Origin of the sequence: Mesorhizobium sp. M0571, assembly GCF_040320985.1 — a bacterium.
Taxonomy (GTDB): Bacteria; Pseudomonadota; Alphaproteobacteria; order Rhizobiales; family Rhizobiaceae; genus Mesorhizobium.
In genome coordinates, this window is record NZ_JAMYQT010000005.1 from 260108 (window position 1) to 275195 (window position 15088).

Genomic DNA, 15088 nt, shown 5'->3' on the forward strand with positions numbered 1-15088 from the left:
GCATGACCCAGGCGTTGAATGACCTCTCGACCTATCTCGGCGAGAAGCTGATCGGCCGGATCGGCGAGGCGGTGTTCGCTTATGGCGAGCTCACCATTTCTGTCGAACCGCGCGACCTGATCGAGGTGACGACCTTCCTGCGCGACGACCCGAAATGCCAGTTCATTTCGATCATTGACGTCTGCGGCGCCGATTATCCGTCGCGGGCGAAGCGCTTCGACGTCGTCTATCACTTGCTGTCGCCGAGACAGAATATCCGCATCCGCATCAAGGTCCAGGCCGACGAAGAGACGCTGGTGCCGTCGATCACCGGGATATATCCCGGCGCCGACTGGTTCGAGCGCGAGACCTATGATCTCTACGGCGTGCTGTTCTCAGGTCATCCCGATCTGCGGCGGATCTTGACCGACTACGGCTTCGAGGGTCATCCGCTGCGCAAGGATTTTCCGCTGACCGGCTTCGTCGAGGTGCGTTACGACGACGAAGCCAAGCGCGTCATCTACGAGCCGGTCGAGCTCAAGCAGGAATTCCGCAATTTCGATTTTCTCAGCCCTTGGGAGGGGACGGATTACGTCCTTCCAGGCGACGAAAAAGCCAAGACGAATTGAGACGCCAAAATGGCTGAGACTTCCGTTCGCAACTTCAATATCAACTTTGGGCCTCAGCACCCTGCTGCCCATGGTGTTTTGCGGTTGGTACTAGAACTCGACGGCGAAGTCGTCGATCGCGTCGATCCGCATATCGGGCTGTTGCATCGCGGCACGGAAAAGCTGATCGAGGCCAAGACTTATCTGCAGGCCGTGCCCTATCTCGACCGGCTCGATTATTGCGCGCCGATGAACCAGGAGCATGCCTTTGCGCTCGCCGTCGAGCGGCTGCTCGGCATCGAGGTGCCAAAGCGCGGGCAGTTGATCCGAGTGCTCTATTCGGAAATCGGCCGCATCATGTCGCATATTCTCAACGTGACGACGCAGGCGATGGATGTCGGTGCGCTGACGCCGCCTCTGTGGGGCTTCGTCGAGCGCGAAAAGCTGATGGTGTTCTACGAGCGCGCCTCGGGGTCGCGCATGCATGCCGCCTATTTCCGCCCCGGCGGCGTCCACCAGGACCTGCCGCAGAAGCTGATCGAGGACATCGGCAACTGGATCGACCCGTTCCTGAAATCGCTCGACGATCTCGATGCGCTTTTGACCGGCAACCGCATCTTCAAGCAGCGCAATGTCGACATCGCTACCGTCTCCCTGGCCGATGCCTGGGCCTGGGGTTTTTCGGGCGTCATGGTGCGCGGCTCGGGTGCTCCCTGGGATCTGCGCAAATCGCAGCCCTACGAATGCTATGCCGAGATGGATTTCGACATTCCGATCGGCAAGAACGGCGACTGTTTCGACCGCTATCTGGTGCGCATGGAAGAGATGCGGCAATCGGCCAAAATCATGCGCCAGTGCGTCGACCTTTTGCTCGGCAAGGAAGGCGCGGGGCCGGTGTCGAACCTCGACGGCAAGGTGGTGCCGCCGAAGCGCGCGGCGATGAAGCGCTCGATGGAAGCGCTGATCCATCACTTCAAGCTCTACACCGAAGGCTACCGCGTTCCGGCCGGCGAGGTCTATGCCGCGGTCGAGGCTCCGAAGGGCGAGTTCGGCGTCTATCTCGTCTCCGACGGCACCAACAAGCCCTACCGCTGCAAGCTGCGCGCGCCCGGCTTTGCGCATCTCCAGGCCATGGACTTTTTGTGCCGCGGCCACATGCTGGCCGACGTCACCGCCGTGTTGGGTTCACTCGACATCGTGTTTGGTGAGGTCGATCGGTGATGATGGGAATGGCTCGACCGTCAAAGGCGTTTCTGGCCGCGGCATGCCTTGCGGCTTCCGCTGAAGTGTCGCTTGCTGGGTCCGGTGAGGGTCTCTCGTCAACCGATCTTCTCAAGGAGAGGTTCAAGCTTGTTGCAGAAGGCGATCTGCTTACAATCCGTGGCTTGAGCACCCAGATCCCAGCAATGGATGAGGGCATTCTTGTCCATGGCCGGCCGTCGACACCGTCCAACTGCGCGGTTCATGACAACCTCGTAGCGTCATTGATGCCCGAAGAATATCGTTGCAAGCCAATAGCTTGGGTGTATAGCCGCTATGACGGATACATCCGCGTGAAGCGTGGAAATGAAGAGTTCGTATGCGTTTTGGGGCGATCCGAGGATTGCTATCGCGCCTACAGCTCTAACCAGTAGAAACATAAGAAGCGAAATCGTAATGTCCGTCCGCCGTCTCGCAGAAGCCAGCGTCCAGCCAGCCTCCTTCGCCTTCAACCGGGCGAATGCGGCAGCGGCGAAGCAGTGGATCAAGAAATACCCGAAGGGGCGCGAACAGTCCGCCATCATTCCATTGCTGATGCTGGCGCAGGAACAGGAAGGCTGGGTGACCAAGGCGGCGATCGAGACGATCTCCGACATGCTCGACATGCCCTATATTCGCGGGCTGGAAGTCGCCACCTTCTACACGCAATACCAGCTCAATCCGGTCGGCACCCGCGCCCACATCCAGGTCTGCGGCACCACGCCCTGCATGCTGCGCGGCTCGGAAGCGCTGATGGATGTGTGCCGCTCGAAGATCCATCACGACCAGTTCCACACCAACGACAAGGGCACGCTGTCATGGGAGGAGGTCGAATGCCTCGGCGCCTGCGTCAACGCACCGATGGTGATGATATTCAAGGACACGTACGAGGATTTGACGCCGGAGCGGTTTGCCGAGATCATCGACCTTTATGACGCCGGCAAGGGTGCTTCGGTGAAACCGGGACCGCAAAACGGCCGCGTCACTTCCGAGCCGGCCAGCGGCCTGACGACCCTTAAGAGCGAAAAGGCGATCCTCAAGGCGACCCGCGACCGGGAAGCCAAAGCGGCAACCAAAGCCGCCAAGGAAGCGGCGCCGGCGGCCGCTGCCGCAGCACCGGTTCCACCTGCTGCTCCTGCCGCGCCTGCACCGGCGCCGGTTGCGCCGTCGAATGCCAGCAAGCCGAAGACCGATGCGGTCGAGACCAGCCCGGCAGTGAAATCGCCGTCGGCGACAAAAGTTGCGCCAGCGACGGAGAAGGCGGCGAGCGTTGCAGCCCCGCTGCATTCGGCCGCCAACGCCAACAAGGCCGAGCCGCAGGTCGAAGACGTCTCGAAACAGCGCAAAGGCCCCAAGAACAAGGCCGAGCCGGCGTCTGCTTTCAAAGCGCCGGAGGTCAAGGGCGCATCGGCGAAGGCTGCCGCCAAGCCGGCCAAGCCGTCGCCCGCAAACAAGAGCCGGCCGACCGGCAAGAAGCCGGTCTGAGGAACGAGCAATGCTTCAGGACAGAGACCGCATCTTCAACAATATCTACGGCCGCTTCGACAAGTCCCTGGCCGGCGCGATGGCGCGCGGCGCCTGGGACAACACGCCCGGCATCATCGCCAAGGGGCGTGACTGGATCGTCAACGAGATGAAGGCCAGCGGCCTGCGCGGCCGCGGCGGCGCCGGTTTCCCGACCGGGCTGAAATGGTCGTTCATGCCCAAGCAAAGCGACGGCCGGCCGAGCTATCTCGTCGTCAATGCCGACGAATCCGAGCCCGGCACCTGCAAGGACCGCGACATATTGCGCCACGATCCGCACACGCTGGTCGAAGGCTGCCTGCTTGCCGGCTTCGCCATGGGCGCGGTCGCCGCCTACATCTATGTGCGTGGCGAGTTCATCCGCGAGCGCGAGGCGCTGCAACGCGCCATCGACGAGGCCTATGCGGCCAAGCTGATCGGCAAGAACAATACCTCCGGCTACGATTTCGACATCTACATGCACCATGGCGCCGGCGCCTATATCTGCGGCGAGGAAACGGCGCTGCTGGAAAGCCTCGAAGGCAAGAAGGGCCAGCCGCGGCTGAAGCCGCCGTTTCCGGCCAATGTCGGCCTCTATGGCTGCCCGACGACGGTCAACAATGTCGAGTCCATCGCCGTGGCGCCAACCATTCTGCGCCGCGGTGCGGCCTGGTTCTCGTCCTTCGGCCGGCCCAACAATGTCGGCACCAAGCTGTTCTGCATCTCCGGCCACGTCAACAATCCGTGCACCGTCGAAGAGGCGATGTCGATCCCGTTCCGCGAACTGATCGAGACGCATTGCGGCGGCATCCGCGGCGGCTGGGACAATCTGCTGGCGGTTATTCCGGGCGGCGCCTCGGTGCCGTTGGTGCCGGCCGAGCAGATCATCGACGCGCCGATGGATTTCGATGCGCTGCGCGACCTGAAATCGGGCCTAGGCACCGCGGCTGTCATCGTCATGGACAAATCCACCGATGTCGTGAAAGCGATCGCCCGGCTTTCCTACTTCTACAAGCATGAGAGTTGCGGCCAGTGCACGCCCTGCCGTGAAGGCACCGGCTGGATGTGGCGGGTGATGGAACGGCTGGTGCGCGGCGAGGCGCAGAAGCGCGAGATCGACATGCTGCTCGACGTGACCAAGCAGGTCGAGGGACACACGATCTGCGCGCTGGGCGATGCGGCGGCGTGGCCGATCCAGGGCCTGATGCGGCATTTCCGCGGCGAGGTGGAGCGGCGCATCGACGAGTTTTCGCGCAACGCGCACCGCGCCGAACCGGTGTTGGCGGCGGCGGAATAGAAGAATTCGAAATGCGGGCGAATGTCCGAAACGAGGAAACGAGCGCGGGGCAGACGGAAACGACCAGGAGACCACCTATGTCGCTGTTTTCGATACCCGACGATTTGACGCCCGATATGGACCCGTTCTTGAAGATGAACCAGGACCTGACCAGGATGATGCCGAAGGAGATGGCCAGCGCCGTCAATCTCCTGGCGCATCCTGTCGCCGGCGCGGCGGCGATGACGGCACTCGGCATCGGCCTTGCCAACCACGCCTTTGGCATCTGGATGGGCGTGCTTTCAGGCGCGGCCGAGACCTCGCAGCGCCTTTGGCAGCCGGTCACCGAGGATTTCGAGGCCCGGACCGAACGCGTGTCTGCGACCGGCAAAAGCTCGTCGACAAAGGCGCGCGCAGCCACCAAAACCCTGATTGCCGAGGCGCAGTCCTTCGCCAATGACGTGACCGACATTGCGACAAGCACTGCGGCGCGGAGCGTGGCGAATGCGAGCACCGTTGCAGCGGACGCATCGGCCGGGCTGATGCCGGAAGATTTCAAGCAGCCCAAGCCGATGGACCGGCCAGCCGTGCCCGTCGACCTCAAGGCAATATCGGGCATCGGACCGAAACTGGAAAAGGTGCTGAACGGCCTTGGCATCTGGACATACGCCCAGATTGCCGCGTGGACGCCGCAAGAGATCGCCTGGGTCGAAGATTACCTGTCGTTGAAGGGCCGTATCGGCCGTGACGGCTGGATCGGTCAGGCGGCCGCGTTGGCCGGGGCCAAAAAGTGAATTCAATATCGTGCGCGGCCTCGGCTGCGCCCGGAAGGAAAGATTGCGGAACGTCCGCAGGGGTTTGAGGCGAAATGGCAAAGCTCAAGGTCGACGGGAAAGAGATCACTGTACCCGACCATTACACGCTGCTGCAGGCGGCTGAGGACGCCGGCGCGGAAGTGCCGCGCTTCTGCTTCCATGAGCGGCTGTCAATCGCCGGCAATTGCCGCATGTGCCTGATCGAGGTGAAGGGCGGGCCGCCCAAGCCGCAGGCGTCCTGCGCCATGGGCGTGCGCGACCTGCGCCCCGGCCCGAATGGCGAGCCGCCGGAAATCTTCACAAACACGCCGATGGTCAAGAAGGCGCGCGAAGGCGTGATGGAATTCCTGCTGATCAACCATCCGCTGGATTGCCCGATCTGCGACCAGGGCGGCGAGTGCGACCTGCAGGACCAGGCGATGGCGTTCGGCGTCGATTCCTCGCGCTACCATGAGAACAAGCGGGCGGTCGAAGACAAGTATATCGGGCCGCTGGTCAAGACGATCATGAACCGCTGCATCCATTGCACGCGCTGCGTCCGCTTCACCACCGAGATTGCCGGCATATCGGAGCTTGGGCTGATCGGCCGCGGCGAGGATGCCGAGATCACCACCTATCTCGAAAGCGCCATGACTTCGGAACTGCAAGGCAATGTCATAGACCTTTGCCCGGTCGGTGCGCTGACCTCCAAACCCTACGCCTTCCAGGCACGGCCGTGGGAACTGACCAAGACCGAATCCATCGACGTCATGGACGCCGTCGGCTCGGCGATCCGCGTCGATAGCCGGGGCCGCGAGGTGATGCGCATCCTGCCGCGTACCAACGAGGCGGTGAACGAGGAGTGGATTTCCGACAAGACCCGCTTCATCTGGGACGGCTTGCGCACGCAGCGCCTCGACCGTGCCTATGTGCGCAAGGATGGCCGGCTGGTGCCGGCAAGCTGGGCCGAGGCCTTTTCCGCCATCAGGGAGGCCGTTTCGAACGCCGCTTCCGATAAGATCGGCGCCATTGCCGGCGATCTCGCGGCCGTCGAGGAAATCTACGCGCTGAAGCTGCTGATGGCTTCGCTCGGCTCGAAGAACACCGACTGCCGCCAGGACGGTGCCGCACTCGATCCGTCGCTCGGCCGGGCGAGCTATGTGTTCAACCCGACCATCGAAGGCATCGAACAGGCCGATGCGGTGCTGATCATCGGCGCCAATCCGCGCTTCGAGGCGTCCTTGCTCAATGCCCGCATCCGCAAGCGCTGGCGGGCCGGCAATCTGCCGGTCGCCGTCATCGGCGATGTCGGCGATACGCGCTACGATTACGAGCAGCTCGGCGCCGGACCGGAATCGCTGAAGGATCTCCCAGAGGGCAACGGCAAATTCTTCCAGCTGCTGAAGAAGGCGACGCATCCGCTGATCATCGTCGGCCAGGGCGCGCTGGCGCGTCCGGACGGTGCGGCCGTGCTCGGCCAGGCGGCGAAGCTCGCCGTCGCCGTCAACGCCGCAAGGGCCGACTGGAACGGCTTTGCCGTGCTGCACACTGCGGCGGCACGGGTCGGCGGCCTCGATGTCGGCTTCGTGCCGGGCGAGGGCGGCAAGAACGTCGCCGGTATGCTGGGCGAGATGGACGTGCTGTTCCTGCTCGGCGCCGACGAAATCGACATGGCCAAAACCGGCGGCGCTTTCGTCGTCTATATCGGCACGCACGGCGACAAGGGCGCGCACCGCGCCAACGTCATCCTGCCGGGAGCCGCCTATACCGAAAAGTCGGGCACCTTCGTCAACACCGAAGGCCGCGTGCAGCAGACTAATCGTGCCGGCTTCGCGCCAGGCGAAGCGCGCGAGGACTGGGCTATTCTCAGGGCACTGTCGGATGTGCTCGGCAAGAAACTGCCGTTCGATTCGCTGCCGCAGCTGCGCGCAAAACTCTACGGTGAGTATCCGCATCTTGCCCGCATCGACAAGGTCGAGGCAGGCAACGCCGACGATATCGCCAGGGTGGCGAAGCTCGGCGGGCGGCTGAACAAGGGCACCTTCACCTCGCCGGTCAAGGATTTCTACCTGACCAACCCGATTGCGCGGGCCTCCGCGGTGATGGCGGAATGTTCGGCGCTGGCGAAAAACGGCTTCAGGCAGGCGGCGGAGTAGACATGGACACCTTCTTCTCCTTCTACGTGCTGCCGGCGCTGCTGATCCTGCTGAAGTCGGTCGTGCTGATCGTCGTTCTGTTGATCTTCGTCGCCTATGTGCTTTATGCCGACCGCAAGATCTGGGCGGCGGTGCAATTGCGCCGCGGACCGAACGTCGTCGGCCCATGGGGCACGCTGCAGGCTTTCGCCGACCTGCTGAAATTCGTCTTCAAGGAACCGGTGATTCCGTCCGGCGCCAACAAGGGCGTTTTCCTGCTGGCGCCCTTGGTGTCGGCGGTGCTGGCGATCTCGGCCTGGGCGGTCATCCCGGTCAATGAGGGCTGGGCGATCGCCAACGTCAATGTCGGCATCCTCTATGTCTTCGCCATCTCCTCGCTCGAGGTCTATGGCGTGATCATGGGCGGCTGGGCGTCCAATTCGAAATACCCGTTCCTCGGCGCGCTGCGCTCGGCGGCGCAGATGGTATCCTACGAAGTCTCGATCGGCTTCGTCATCGTCACCGTGCTGCTTTGCGTCGGCTCGCTCAACCTGTCCGACATCGTTTTGTCGCAGCAGGACGGGTTGGGCACGCGGATCGGCCTGCCGAATACCTTCCTCGACTGGCACTGGTTGTCGCTGTTCCCGATGTTCATCGTCTTCTTTATCTCGGCGCTGGCCGAGACCAACCGGCCGCCCTTCGACCTCGTGGAAGCCGAATCGGAACTCGTCGCCGGCCATATGGTCGAATATTCCTCGACGCCGTTCCTGTTGTTCTTCCTCGGCGAATATGTCGCCGTCGTCCTGATGTGCGCGCTGGCGACCATCCTGTTCCTTGGCGGCTGGCTGCCGCCCTTCAACTTCGCGCCGTTCACCTGGGTGCCGGGGCTGATCTGGTTTGTGCTCAAGGTCTGCCTGGTGTTCTTCATGTTCTCCATGGTGAAGGCGTTCGTGCCGCGCTATCGCTACGACCAGCTGATGCGGCTCGGCTGGAAGGTCTTCCTGCCGATCTCGCTGTTCATGGTGGTCGCCACCGCCGCCTTCCTCAAGATCACGGGGTTTGCGTGATGTCAGCATTGTCCCAGGCCGCCAAGTCACTGCTTTTGCAGGATTTCGTCAGCGCTTTCTTCCTGTCGATGCGTCAGTTCTTCGCGCCGAAGGAGACGATCAATTATCCGCATGAGAAGGGGCCGGTCAGCCCGCGCTTCCGTGGCGAGCATGCGCTACGCCGCTATCCGAACGGCGAGGAGCGCTGCATCGCCTGCAAATTGTGCGAGGCGATCTGCCCGGCGCAGGCCATCACCATCGAAGCCGGCCCGCGCCGCAATGACGGCACGCGGCGCACCGTGCGCTACGATATCGATATGGTGAAATGCATCTATTGCGGCTTCTGCCAGGAAGCCTGCCCGGTCGACGCCATCGTCGAGGGGCCGAATTTCGAGTTCGCGACGGAGACGCGCGAGGAACTCTATTACGACAAGGACAGGCTTTTGGCCAATGGCGACCGCTGGGAGCGCGAACTGGCGCGCAACATCTCGCTGGATGCGCCTTACCGCTGATATTTGACGCATGGACGGGGCAAAGGGCCTCGTTTAAGGAACACGCAACTTGCCGACCGGAGGCGGTGGCAAAAAACAGGACGAACGTCCTGTTCTGACAGGAAACCCGGGGGAACCCATGCTGAGTGGACTAGCGGCGGCCTTTTTCTACCTCTTCGCCTTTGTCGCGGTGGCATCGGCGTTCATGGTCATTTCGTCGCGCAATCCCGTGCATTCGGTGCTGTTCCTGATCCTGACCTTCTTCAACGCCGCCGGCCTGTTCATGCTGACCGGCGCCGAGTTCCTGGCGATGATCCTGCTCGTCGTCTATGTCGGCGCCGTCCTGGTGCTGTTCCTGTTCGTCGTCATGATGCTCGACGTCGACTTCGCCGAGATGAAGGAAGGCGCCCTGCAATATGCGCCGATCGGGGCGCTGGTCGGGCTGATTCTGGCGGCGGAGCTGATCGTCGTGCTCGGCGGCTACACATTCGCGCCGAAACTGGCGGCGACGGTCGCGAAGCCCATCCCGGACCTGGCCACGCGCTCCAACACGGCAGCGCTCGGCGACATCCTCTATACGGATTACCTCTACTACTTCCAGATTGCGGGCTTGGTGCTGCTGGTCGCCATGATCGGCGCCATCGTGCTGACACTGCGCCACAAGCCGGGCGTCAAGCGGCAGTCGATCGCCGCCCAGGTCGGCCGCACGCCGGCAACCGGAATGGAAATCCGCAAGGTCAAGACGGGCGAAGGAGTCTGAGATGGTCGTCGGCATCGCGCACTATCTGACCGTTTCGGCGATCCTGTTCACGCTCGGCGTGTTCGGCATCTTTTTGAACCGCAGGAACGTCATCGTCATCCTGATGTCGATCGAGCTGATCCTGCTTGCGGTCAACATCAATTTCGTCGCCTTCTCGGCGGCGCTCGGCGATCTGGTCGGCCAGGTGTTCGCATTGTTCGTGCTGACGGTCGCGGCGGCCGAAGCAGCTATCGGCCTTGCCATTCTCGTCGTCTTCTTCCGCAACCGCGGCTCGATCGCGGTCGAAGACGTGAACATGATGAAGGGTTGACGGAACCAAAATGTATCAGGCCATCGTCTTCCTTCCGCTGCTCGGCTTTCTGATCGTCGGCCTGTTCGGCACCTCGCTCGGCGCCAAGGCCTCCGAATACATCACCTCCGGCTTCCTGGTGATCGCGGCTGTGCTGTCGTGGGTCGCCTTCTTCTCGGTCGGCTTCGGCGGCGGCGAGGTGTTCACCGTGCCGGTGATGCGCTGGATCCAGTCGGGCGGCATCGAGGCGGCATGGGCGCTCAGGATCGACACGCTGACGGTGGTGATGCTGGTCGTCGTCAACACGGTGTCGTCGCTGGTCCATATCTACTCGATCGGCTACATGCACCACGATCCGGACCGGCCACGCTTCTTCGCCTATCTGTCGCTGTTCACCTTCGCCATGCTGATGCTGGTGACGGCCGACAACCTCGTGCAGATGTTCTTCGGCTGGGAAGGCGTCGGCCTTGCCTCCTATCTGCTGATCGGCTTCTGGTACAAGAAGCCGTCGGCCAATGCCGCGGCGATCAAGGCCTTCGTCGTCAACCGCGTCGGCGATTTCGGCTTCGCGCTCGGCATCTTCGGCGTGTTCGTGCTGTTCGGCTCGGTCAACCTCGGCACCATCTTCGCTAATGCGGCGACGTTCATTCCGGCCGAAGGCGCGCAGCAGGGTCCGGCCGTACTGACGTTCCTCGGCTATGCGTTAGACAAGCAGGCGGCGATGACTGTCGTTTGCCTGCTCCTGTTCATGGGCGCCATGGGCAAGTCGGCGCAGGTGCCGCTGCACACCTGGCTGCCGGACGCCATGGAAGGCCCGACGCCGGTCTCGGCGCTGATCCATGCCGCGACCATGGTGACGGCCGGCGTGTTCATGCTGGCGCGGCTGTCGCCGCTGTTCGAGCTGTCGCATTCGGCATTGACCGTGGTCACTTTCATCGGCGCCTTCACCGCGTTTTTCGCGGCGACAGTCGGCCTCGTCCAGAACGACATCAAGCGCGTCATTGCCTATTCGACCTGCTCGCAGCTCGGCTACATGTTCGTGGCGCTCGGCGTCGGCGCCTATGGCGCGGCGATCTTCCATTTGTTCACCCACGCCTTCTTCAAGGCGCTGCTGTTCCTCGGCTCCGGCTCGGTCATCCACGCCGTCTCCGACGAGCAGGACATGCGCAAAATGGGCGGCCTCAGGACGCTCATTCCGACGACCTACTGGATGATGGTGATCGGCACGCTGGCGCTGACCGGCGTCGGCATCCCGGTGACGATCATCGGCACGGCCGGCTTCTTCTCCAAGGACGCCATTATCGAAGCTGCGTTTGCCGGCCACAATGCGGTCGCCGGGCTTGCCTTCATATTGCTGGTCGTTGCCGCCTGCTTCACCTCCTTCTACTCTTGGCGGCTGATCTTCATGACCTTCCATGGCGAGCCGCGGGCCAGCCACGAGGTCATGCACCATGTCCATGAATCGCCGCCGGTCATGCTGGTGCCGCTGTTCATCCTGGCGGCGGGCGCACTGTTCGCCGGCGTGATCTTCCATGGCGCCTTCATCGGCGAGGGCTATGCCGAATTCTGGAAGGCGTCGCTGTTCACGCTGCCGGTAAATCACATCCTGCACGAAATCCACGAAGTGCCGTTGTGGGTCGAGTTGTCGCCGTTCATCGCCATGCTGATCGGCTTTGCGATTGCCTGGCAGTTCTATATCCGCGCGCCGGAAATGCCGAGGAACCTCGCTGCCCATCATCGCGGCCTCTACGCCTTCCTGCTCAACAAATGGTATTTCGACGAGCTCTACGATTTGCTGTTCGTGCGGCCGGCTAAGCGCCTCGGCAGCTTCCTGTGGAAGACCGGCGACGGCACCGTCATCGACGGGCTTGGGCCGGACGGCATTTCGGCGCGCGTCGTCGACGTCACCAACCGGGTTGTCAAGCTACAGACCGGCTATCTCTACCACTATGCCTTCGCCATGCTGATCGGCGTTGCCGCACTCGTCACCTGGATGATGCTCTGATGACCGCCTGGCCGATCCTATCGCTGGTCACCTTCCTGCCGCTGGTTGGTGTGCTGCTCATCCTTTTCGTGCGTGACGACAGCGAGAACGCGCGCCGCAACATCCGCGCCATCGCGCTGTTCACGACGATTTTCACCTTCGTGGTTTCGCTGTTCATCTGGACCGGCTTCGACAATTCGCAGCCCGGCTTCCAATTCGTCGAGAAGTTCGCCTGGCTGGATTCCGGCATCTCCTACCATATGGGCGTCGACGGCATTTCCATGCTGTTCGTCATCCTGACCACCTTCCTGATGCCGCTCTGCATTCTCGCCTCGTGGGAATCGATCGAGAAGCGTGTCAAGGCCTATATGATCGCCTTCCTGCTGCTCGAGACGCTGATGATCGGCGTCTTCTGCGCGCTTGACATCGTCTTGTTCTACGTCTTCTTCGAGGCTGGCCTGATCCCGATGTTCATCATTATCGGCGTGTGGGGCGGCAAGCGACGCGTCTATGCCTCGTTCAAGTTCTTCCTCTATACGCTGGCCGGCTCGGTGCTGATGCTGCTCGCCATCATGGCGATGTTCTTCCAGTCCGGCACCACCGACATCCCGACGCTCTTGACGCACAATTTCCCAATCAGCATGCAGACCTGGCTGTGGCTTGCCTTCTTCGCTTCCTTCGCCGTGAAGATGCCGATGTGGCCGGTGCATACCTGGTTGCCTGATGCCCATGTCGAGGCGCCGACGGCCGGCTCGGTGATCCTGGCCGCCATCCTGCTGAAAATGGGCGGATACGGCTTCCTGCGCTTTTCGCTGCCGATGTTCCCGATCGCCTCGGAGATGTTTGCGCCGCTGATCTTCTCGCTGTCGGTCGTCGCCATCATCTACACCTCGCTGGTGGCGCTGATGCAGGAGGACATGAAGAAGCTGATCGCCTATTCGTCGGTCGCGCATATGGGCTTCGTCACCATGGGCATCTTCGCGATGAACCAGGAAGGCGTGCAGGGGGCGATCTTCCAGATGCTGTCGCACGGCCTCGTCTCCGGCGCGCTGTTCCTCTGCGTCGGCGTCATCTACGACCGCATGCATACGCGCGACATCGATGCCTATGGCGGGCTGGTCAACAACATGCCGAAATACGCCACCGTGCTGATGATCTTCACCATGGCCAATGTCGGCCTGCCCGGCACCAGCGGCTTCGTCGGCGAGTTTTTGACCATGCTCGGCGTGTTCCGGGTCAATACCTGGGTGGCGTTCTTCGCGGCGACCGGCGTCATCCTATCGGCAGCCTATGCGCTGTGGCTCTATCGCCGGGTGATCTTCGGCGCGCTGACCAAGGAAAGCCTGAAGGGTCTGCTCGATCTTTCGACGCGCGAGAAGGTGATCATCTACCCACTCGTCGCGCTGGTCATCTTCTTCGGCGTCTACCCGGCGCCGGTGTTTGACGCGACGGCCGAATCGGTCAAGGCGCTCGTCACCAATGTCACCGCATCCATCGACTCCGCGCAGACCGCGGCGGCGAACTGACTGAGGATTTAGCGAACCATGACGGCGGACCTTTTCTCCAGCCTTTCGCTCTCGACGCCGGAGCTGATCCTCGCTGCCGGCGCGCTGGCGCTGTTGATGCTCGGCGCCTATTCGCGCGCCAACACCACCGTCACGGTGAGCGGCCTTGCCGTAGCCGTGCTGGTGATCGCCGGCGCCTGGCTGATCTTTTCCCCGGGGCAAGGCAATGCCTATGGCGAGGCCTTCGTCCAGGATCCGTTCTCCCGCTTCATGAAGATGCTGGCGCTGATCGGCTCGGCGGTGACGCTGGTCATGTCCGTCCGCTTCGCCCAGGCGGAGCATTTCGACAAGTTCGAATATCCGGTGCTGGTCCTGCTTTGCACGCTCGGCATGATGCTGATGATCTCGGCCAACGGCATGATCGGGCTCTATCTCGGCCTCGAGTTGCAATCGCTGGCGATCTACGTGCTGGCGGCGATCAACCGCGACAATCTGCGCTCGACCGAGGCCGGCCTGAAGTATTTTGTGCTTGGCGCGCTGTCGTCGGGCATGCTGCTTTATGGCATCTCGCTGGTCTACGGCTACACCGGCAACACCGGCTTCCATGAGATCGCCACGGCGCTGGGCGGCGGCGAGCGCCAGCTTGGCCTCGTCTTCGGCCTGGTCTTTGTGCTGGCCGGCCTTGCCTTCAAGATCTCGGCGGTGCCGTTCCATATGTGGACGCCCGACGTCTATGAGGGCGCGCCGACGCCGGTGACGGCTTTTCTGGCGGCGGCACCCAAAATGGCGGCGATGGCGCTGATGGTGCGCGTCACTATGGGGGCGTTCAAGCCGATCGCCTCCGACTGGCAGCAGATCATCGTCTTCATCTCGATCGCCTCGATGGCCCTCGGCGCCTTCGCGGCGATCGGCCAGACCAACATCAAGCGGCTGATGGCCTATTCCTCCATCGGCCATATGGGTTATGCGCTGGTCGGTCTTGCCGCCAACAGCCAGGACGGCGTGCGCGGCGTCGCCATCTACATGTTGATCTACCTGGTGATGACGCTCGGTACCTTCGCCTTCATCCTCGCCATGCGGCGCAAGGAAGGCAATGTCGAGCAGATCAGCGATCTCGCCGGCCTGTCGGCGACCAATCCGATCATGGCGACCATCCTCACCATCCTGATGTTCTCGCTGGCCGGCATCCCGCCGCTCGCCGGCTTCTGGGGGAAGTGGTACGTATTCCTTGCCGCCATCAATGCCAATCTCTACGCGTTGGCGATTATCGGCGTGCTGGCCTCGGTGGTGGGCGCCTATTATTATCTGCGCATCATCAAGATCATGTGGTTCGACGAACCGGTCGGCGGCTTCGTGCCGATGGCAACCGAGTTGCGGGTCGTGCTCGGCCTCTGTGGCGCCTTCGTGCTGTTCTACGTGCTGATCGGCGGCCCGATCGGCACGTATGCCGCTGCCGCAGCCAAGACCTTCTTCTGACGG

13 protein-coding genes are annotated in these 15088 nt (G+C 62.5%); all 13 read left to right on the forward strand.

Translation table 11 applies throughout. From position 1 onward, the window contains the following. Positions 1 to 2 precede the first annotated feature (2 nt). The 13 genes from NKI85_RS09270 to nuoN all read left to right on the forward strand — a co-directional run bounded on the left by NKI85_RS09270 (position 3) and on the right by nuoN (position 15085). Positions 3 to 608, forward strand: a complete 606-nt coding sequence (locus tag NKI85_RS09270; RefSeq protein ID WP_352776645.1) for an NADH-quinone oxidoreductase subunit C — start codon at positions 3 to 5, stop codon at positions 606 to 608. A 9-nt stretch (positions 609 to 617) separates the two neighbouring features. Continuing rightward, positions 618 to 1808, forward strand: a complete 1191-nt coding sequence (locus tag NKI85_RS09275; RefSeq protein WP_352776646.1) for an NADH-quinone oxidoreductase subunit D — start codon at positions 618 to 620, stop codon at positions 1806 to 1808. A 435-nt stretch (positions 1809 to 2243) separates the two neighbouring features. Further along, positions 2244 to 3311 (forward strand): NADH-quinone oxidoreductase subunit NuoE, encoded by a 1068-nt coding sequence (gene nuoE / locus NKI85_RS09280; RefSeq protein ID WP_352776647.1) that lies wholly within the window; start codon positions 2244 to 2246, stop codon positions 3309 to 3311. Between the two features lie 10 nt (positions 3312 to 3321). Continuing rightward, positions 3322 to 4626: an NADH-quinone oxidoreductase subunit NuoF gene (nuoF, locus tag NKI85_RS09285; protein ID WP_352524458.1), complete on the forward strand. Its 1305-nt coding sequence runs from the start codon at positions 3322 to 3324 to the stop codon at positions 4624 to 4626. Between the two features lie 77 nt (positions 4627 to 4703). Continuing rightward, positions 4704 to 5399 carry a helix-hairpin-helix domain-containing protein gene (locus NKI85_RS09290; RefSeq protein WP_352524459.1) on the forward strand — a complete coding sequence of 232 codons (696 nt, stop codon included), beginning with the start codon at positions 4704 to 4706 and terminating at the stop codon, positions 5397 to 5399. 74 nt (positions 5400 to 5473) lie between these two features. Further along, positions 5474 to 7555: an NADH-quinone oxidoreductase subunit NuoG gene (gene nuoG, locus NKI85_RS09295; RefSeq protein ID WP_352776648.1), complete on the forward strand. Its 2082-nt coding sequence runs from the start codon at positions 5474 to 5476 to the stop codon at positions 7553 to 7555. Between the two features lie 2 nt (positions 7556 to 7557). Next, positions 7558 to 8601 carry an NADH-quinone oxidoreductase subunit NuoH gene (gene nuoH / locus NKI85_RS09300; protein WP_352524461.1) on the forward strand — a complete coding sequence of 348 codons (1044 nt, stop codon included), beginning with the start codon at positions 7558 to 7560 and terminating at the stop codon, positions 8599 to 8601. Beyond that, a complete protein-coding gene (nuoI, locus tag NKI85_RS09305) occupies positions 8601 to 9092 on the forward strand; it encodes an NADH-quinone oxidoreductase subunit NuoI (RefSeq protein WP_023676622.1) in 492 nt (163 codons plus the stop codon). Before nuoH ends, nuoI begins: the two co-directional genes overlap by 1 nt. Positions 9093 to 9210: 118 nt before the next feature. Further along, the gene (locus tag NKI85_RS09310; RefSeq protein ID WP_352776649.1) at positions 9211 to 9831 is read left to right on the forward strand and encodes an NADH-quinone oxidoreductase subunit J; all 621 of its coding nucleotides are present in this window, start codon (positions 9211 to 9213) and stop codon (positions 9829 to 9831) included. A 1-nt stretch (position 9832) separates the two neighbouring features. Further along, positions 9833 to 10141, forward strand: coding sequence for an NADH-quinone oxidoreductase subunit NuoK (nuoK, locus tag NKI85_RS09315; protein WP_023676620.1), 309 nt, complete (start codon positions 9833 to 9835; stop codon positions 10139 to 10141). A 10-nt stretch (positions 10142 to 10151) separates the two neighbouring features. Further along, entirely contained in the window at positions 10152 to 12125 is a 1974-nt protein-coding gene (gene nuoL / locus NKI85_RS09320; RefSeq protein ID WP_352524463.1) for an NADH-quinone oxidoreductase subunit L, read from the forward strand. Further along, a complete protein-coding gene (locus NKI85_RS09325) occupies positions 12125 to 13630 on the forward strand; it encodes an NADH-quinone oxidoreductase subunit M (protein ID WP_352776650.1) in 1506 nt (501 codons plus the stop codon). Before nuoL ends, NKI85_RS09325 begins: the two co-directional genes overlap by 1 nt. Before the next feature lie 18 nt (positions 13631 to 13648). Continuing rightward, entirely contained in the window at positions 13649 to 15085 is a 1437-nt protein-coding gene (gene nuoN / locus NKI85_RS09330; protein ID WP_352524465.1) for an NADH-quinone oxidoreductase subunit NuoN, read from the forward strand. The last annotated feature ends 3 nt before the right edge of the window (positions 15086 to 15088 follow it).

Bases quoted from the DNA above. Each gene is read 5' to 3' on its own strand.
- NKI85_RS09270 (WP_352776645.1), top strand. From the start codon at position 3: ATGACCCAGGCGTTGAATGACCTCTCGACCTATCTCGGCGAGAAGCTG.
- NKI85_RS09275 (WP_352776646.1), top strand. From the start codon at position 618: ATGGCTGAGACTTCCGTTCGCAACTTCAATATCAACTTTGGGCCTCAG.
- nuoE (WP_352776647.1), top strand. From the start codon at position 2,244: ATGTCCGTCCGCCGTCTCGCAGAAGCCAGCGTCCAGCCAGCCTCCTTC.
- nuoF (WP_352524458.1), top strand. From the start codon at position 3,322: ATGCTTCAGGACAGAGACCGCATCTTCAACAATATCTACGGCCGCTTC.
- NKI85_RS09290 (WP_352524459.1), top strand. From the start codon at position 4,704: ATGTCGCTGTTTTCGATACCCGACGATTTGACGCCCGATATGGACCCG.
- nuoG (WP_352776648.1), top strand. From the start codon at position 5,474: ATGGCAAAGCTCAAGGTCGACGGGAAAGAGATCACTGTACCCGACCAT.
- nuoH (WP_352524461.1), top strand. From the start codon at position 7,558: ATGGACACCTTCTTCTCCTTCTACGTGCTGCCGGCGCTGCTGATCCTG.
- nuoI (WP_023676622.1), top strand. From the start codon at position 8,601: ATGTCAGCATTGTCCCAGGCCGCCAAGTCACTGCTTTTGCAGGATTTC.
- NKI85_RS09310 (WP_352776649.1), top strand. From the start codon at position 9,211: ATGCTGAGTGGACTAGCGGCGGCCTTTTTCTACCTCTTCGCCTTTGTC.
- nuoK (WP_023676620.1), top strand. From the start codon at position 9,833: ATGGTCGTCGGCATCGCGCACTATCTGACCGTTTCGGCGATCCTGTTC.
- nuoL (WP_352524463.1), top strand. From the start codon at position 10,152: ATGTATCAGGCCATCGTCTTCCTTCCGCTGCTCGGCTTTCTGATCGTC.
- NKI85_RS09325 (WP_352776650.1), top strand. From the start codon at position 12,125: ATGACCGCCTGGCCGATCCTATCGCTGGTCACCTTCCTGCCGCTGGTT.
- nuoN (WP_352524465.1), top strand. From the start codon at position 13,649: ATGACGGCGGACCTTTTCTCCAGCCTTTCGCTCTCGACGCCGGAGCTG.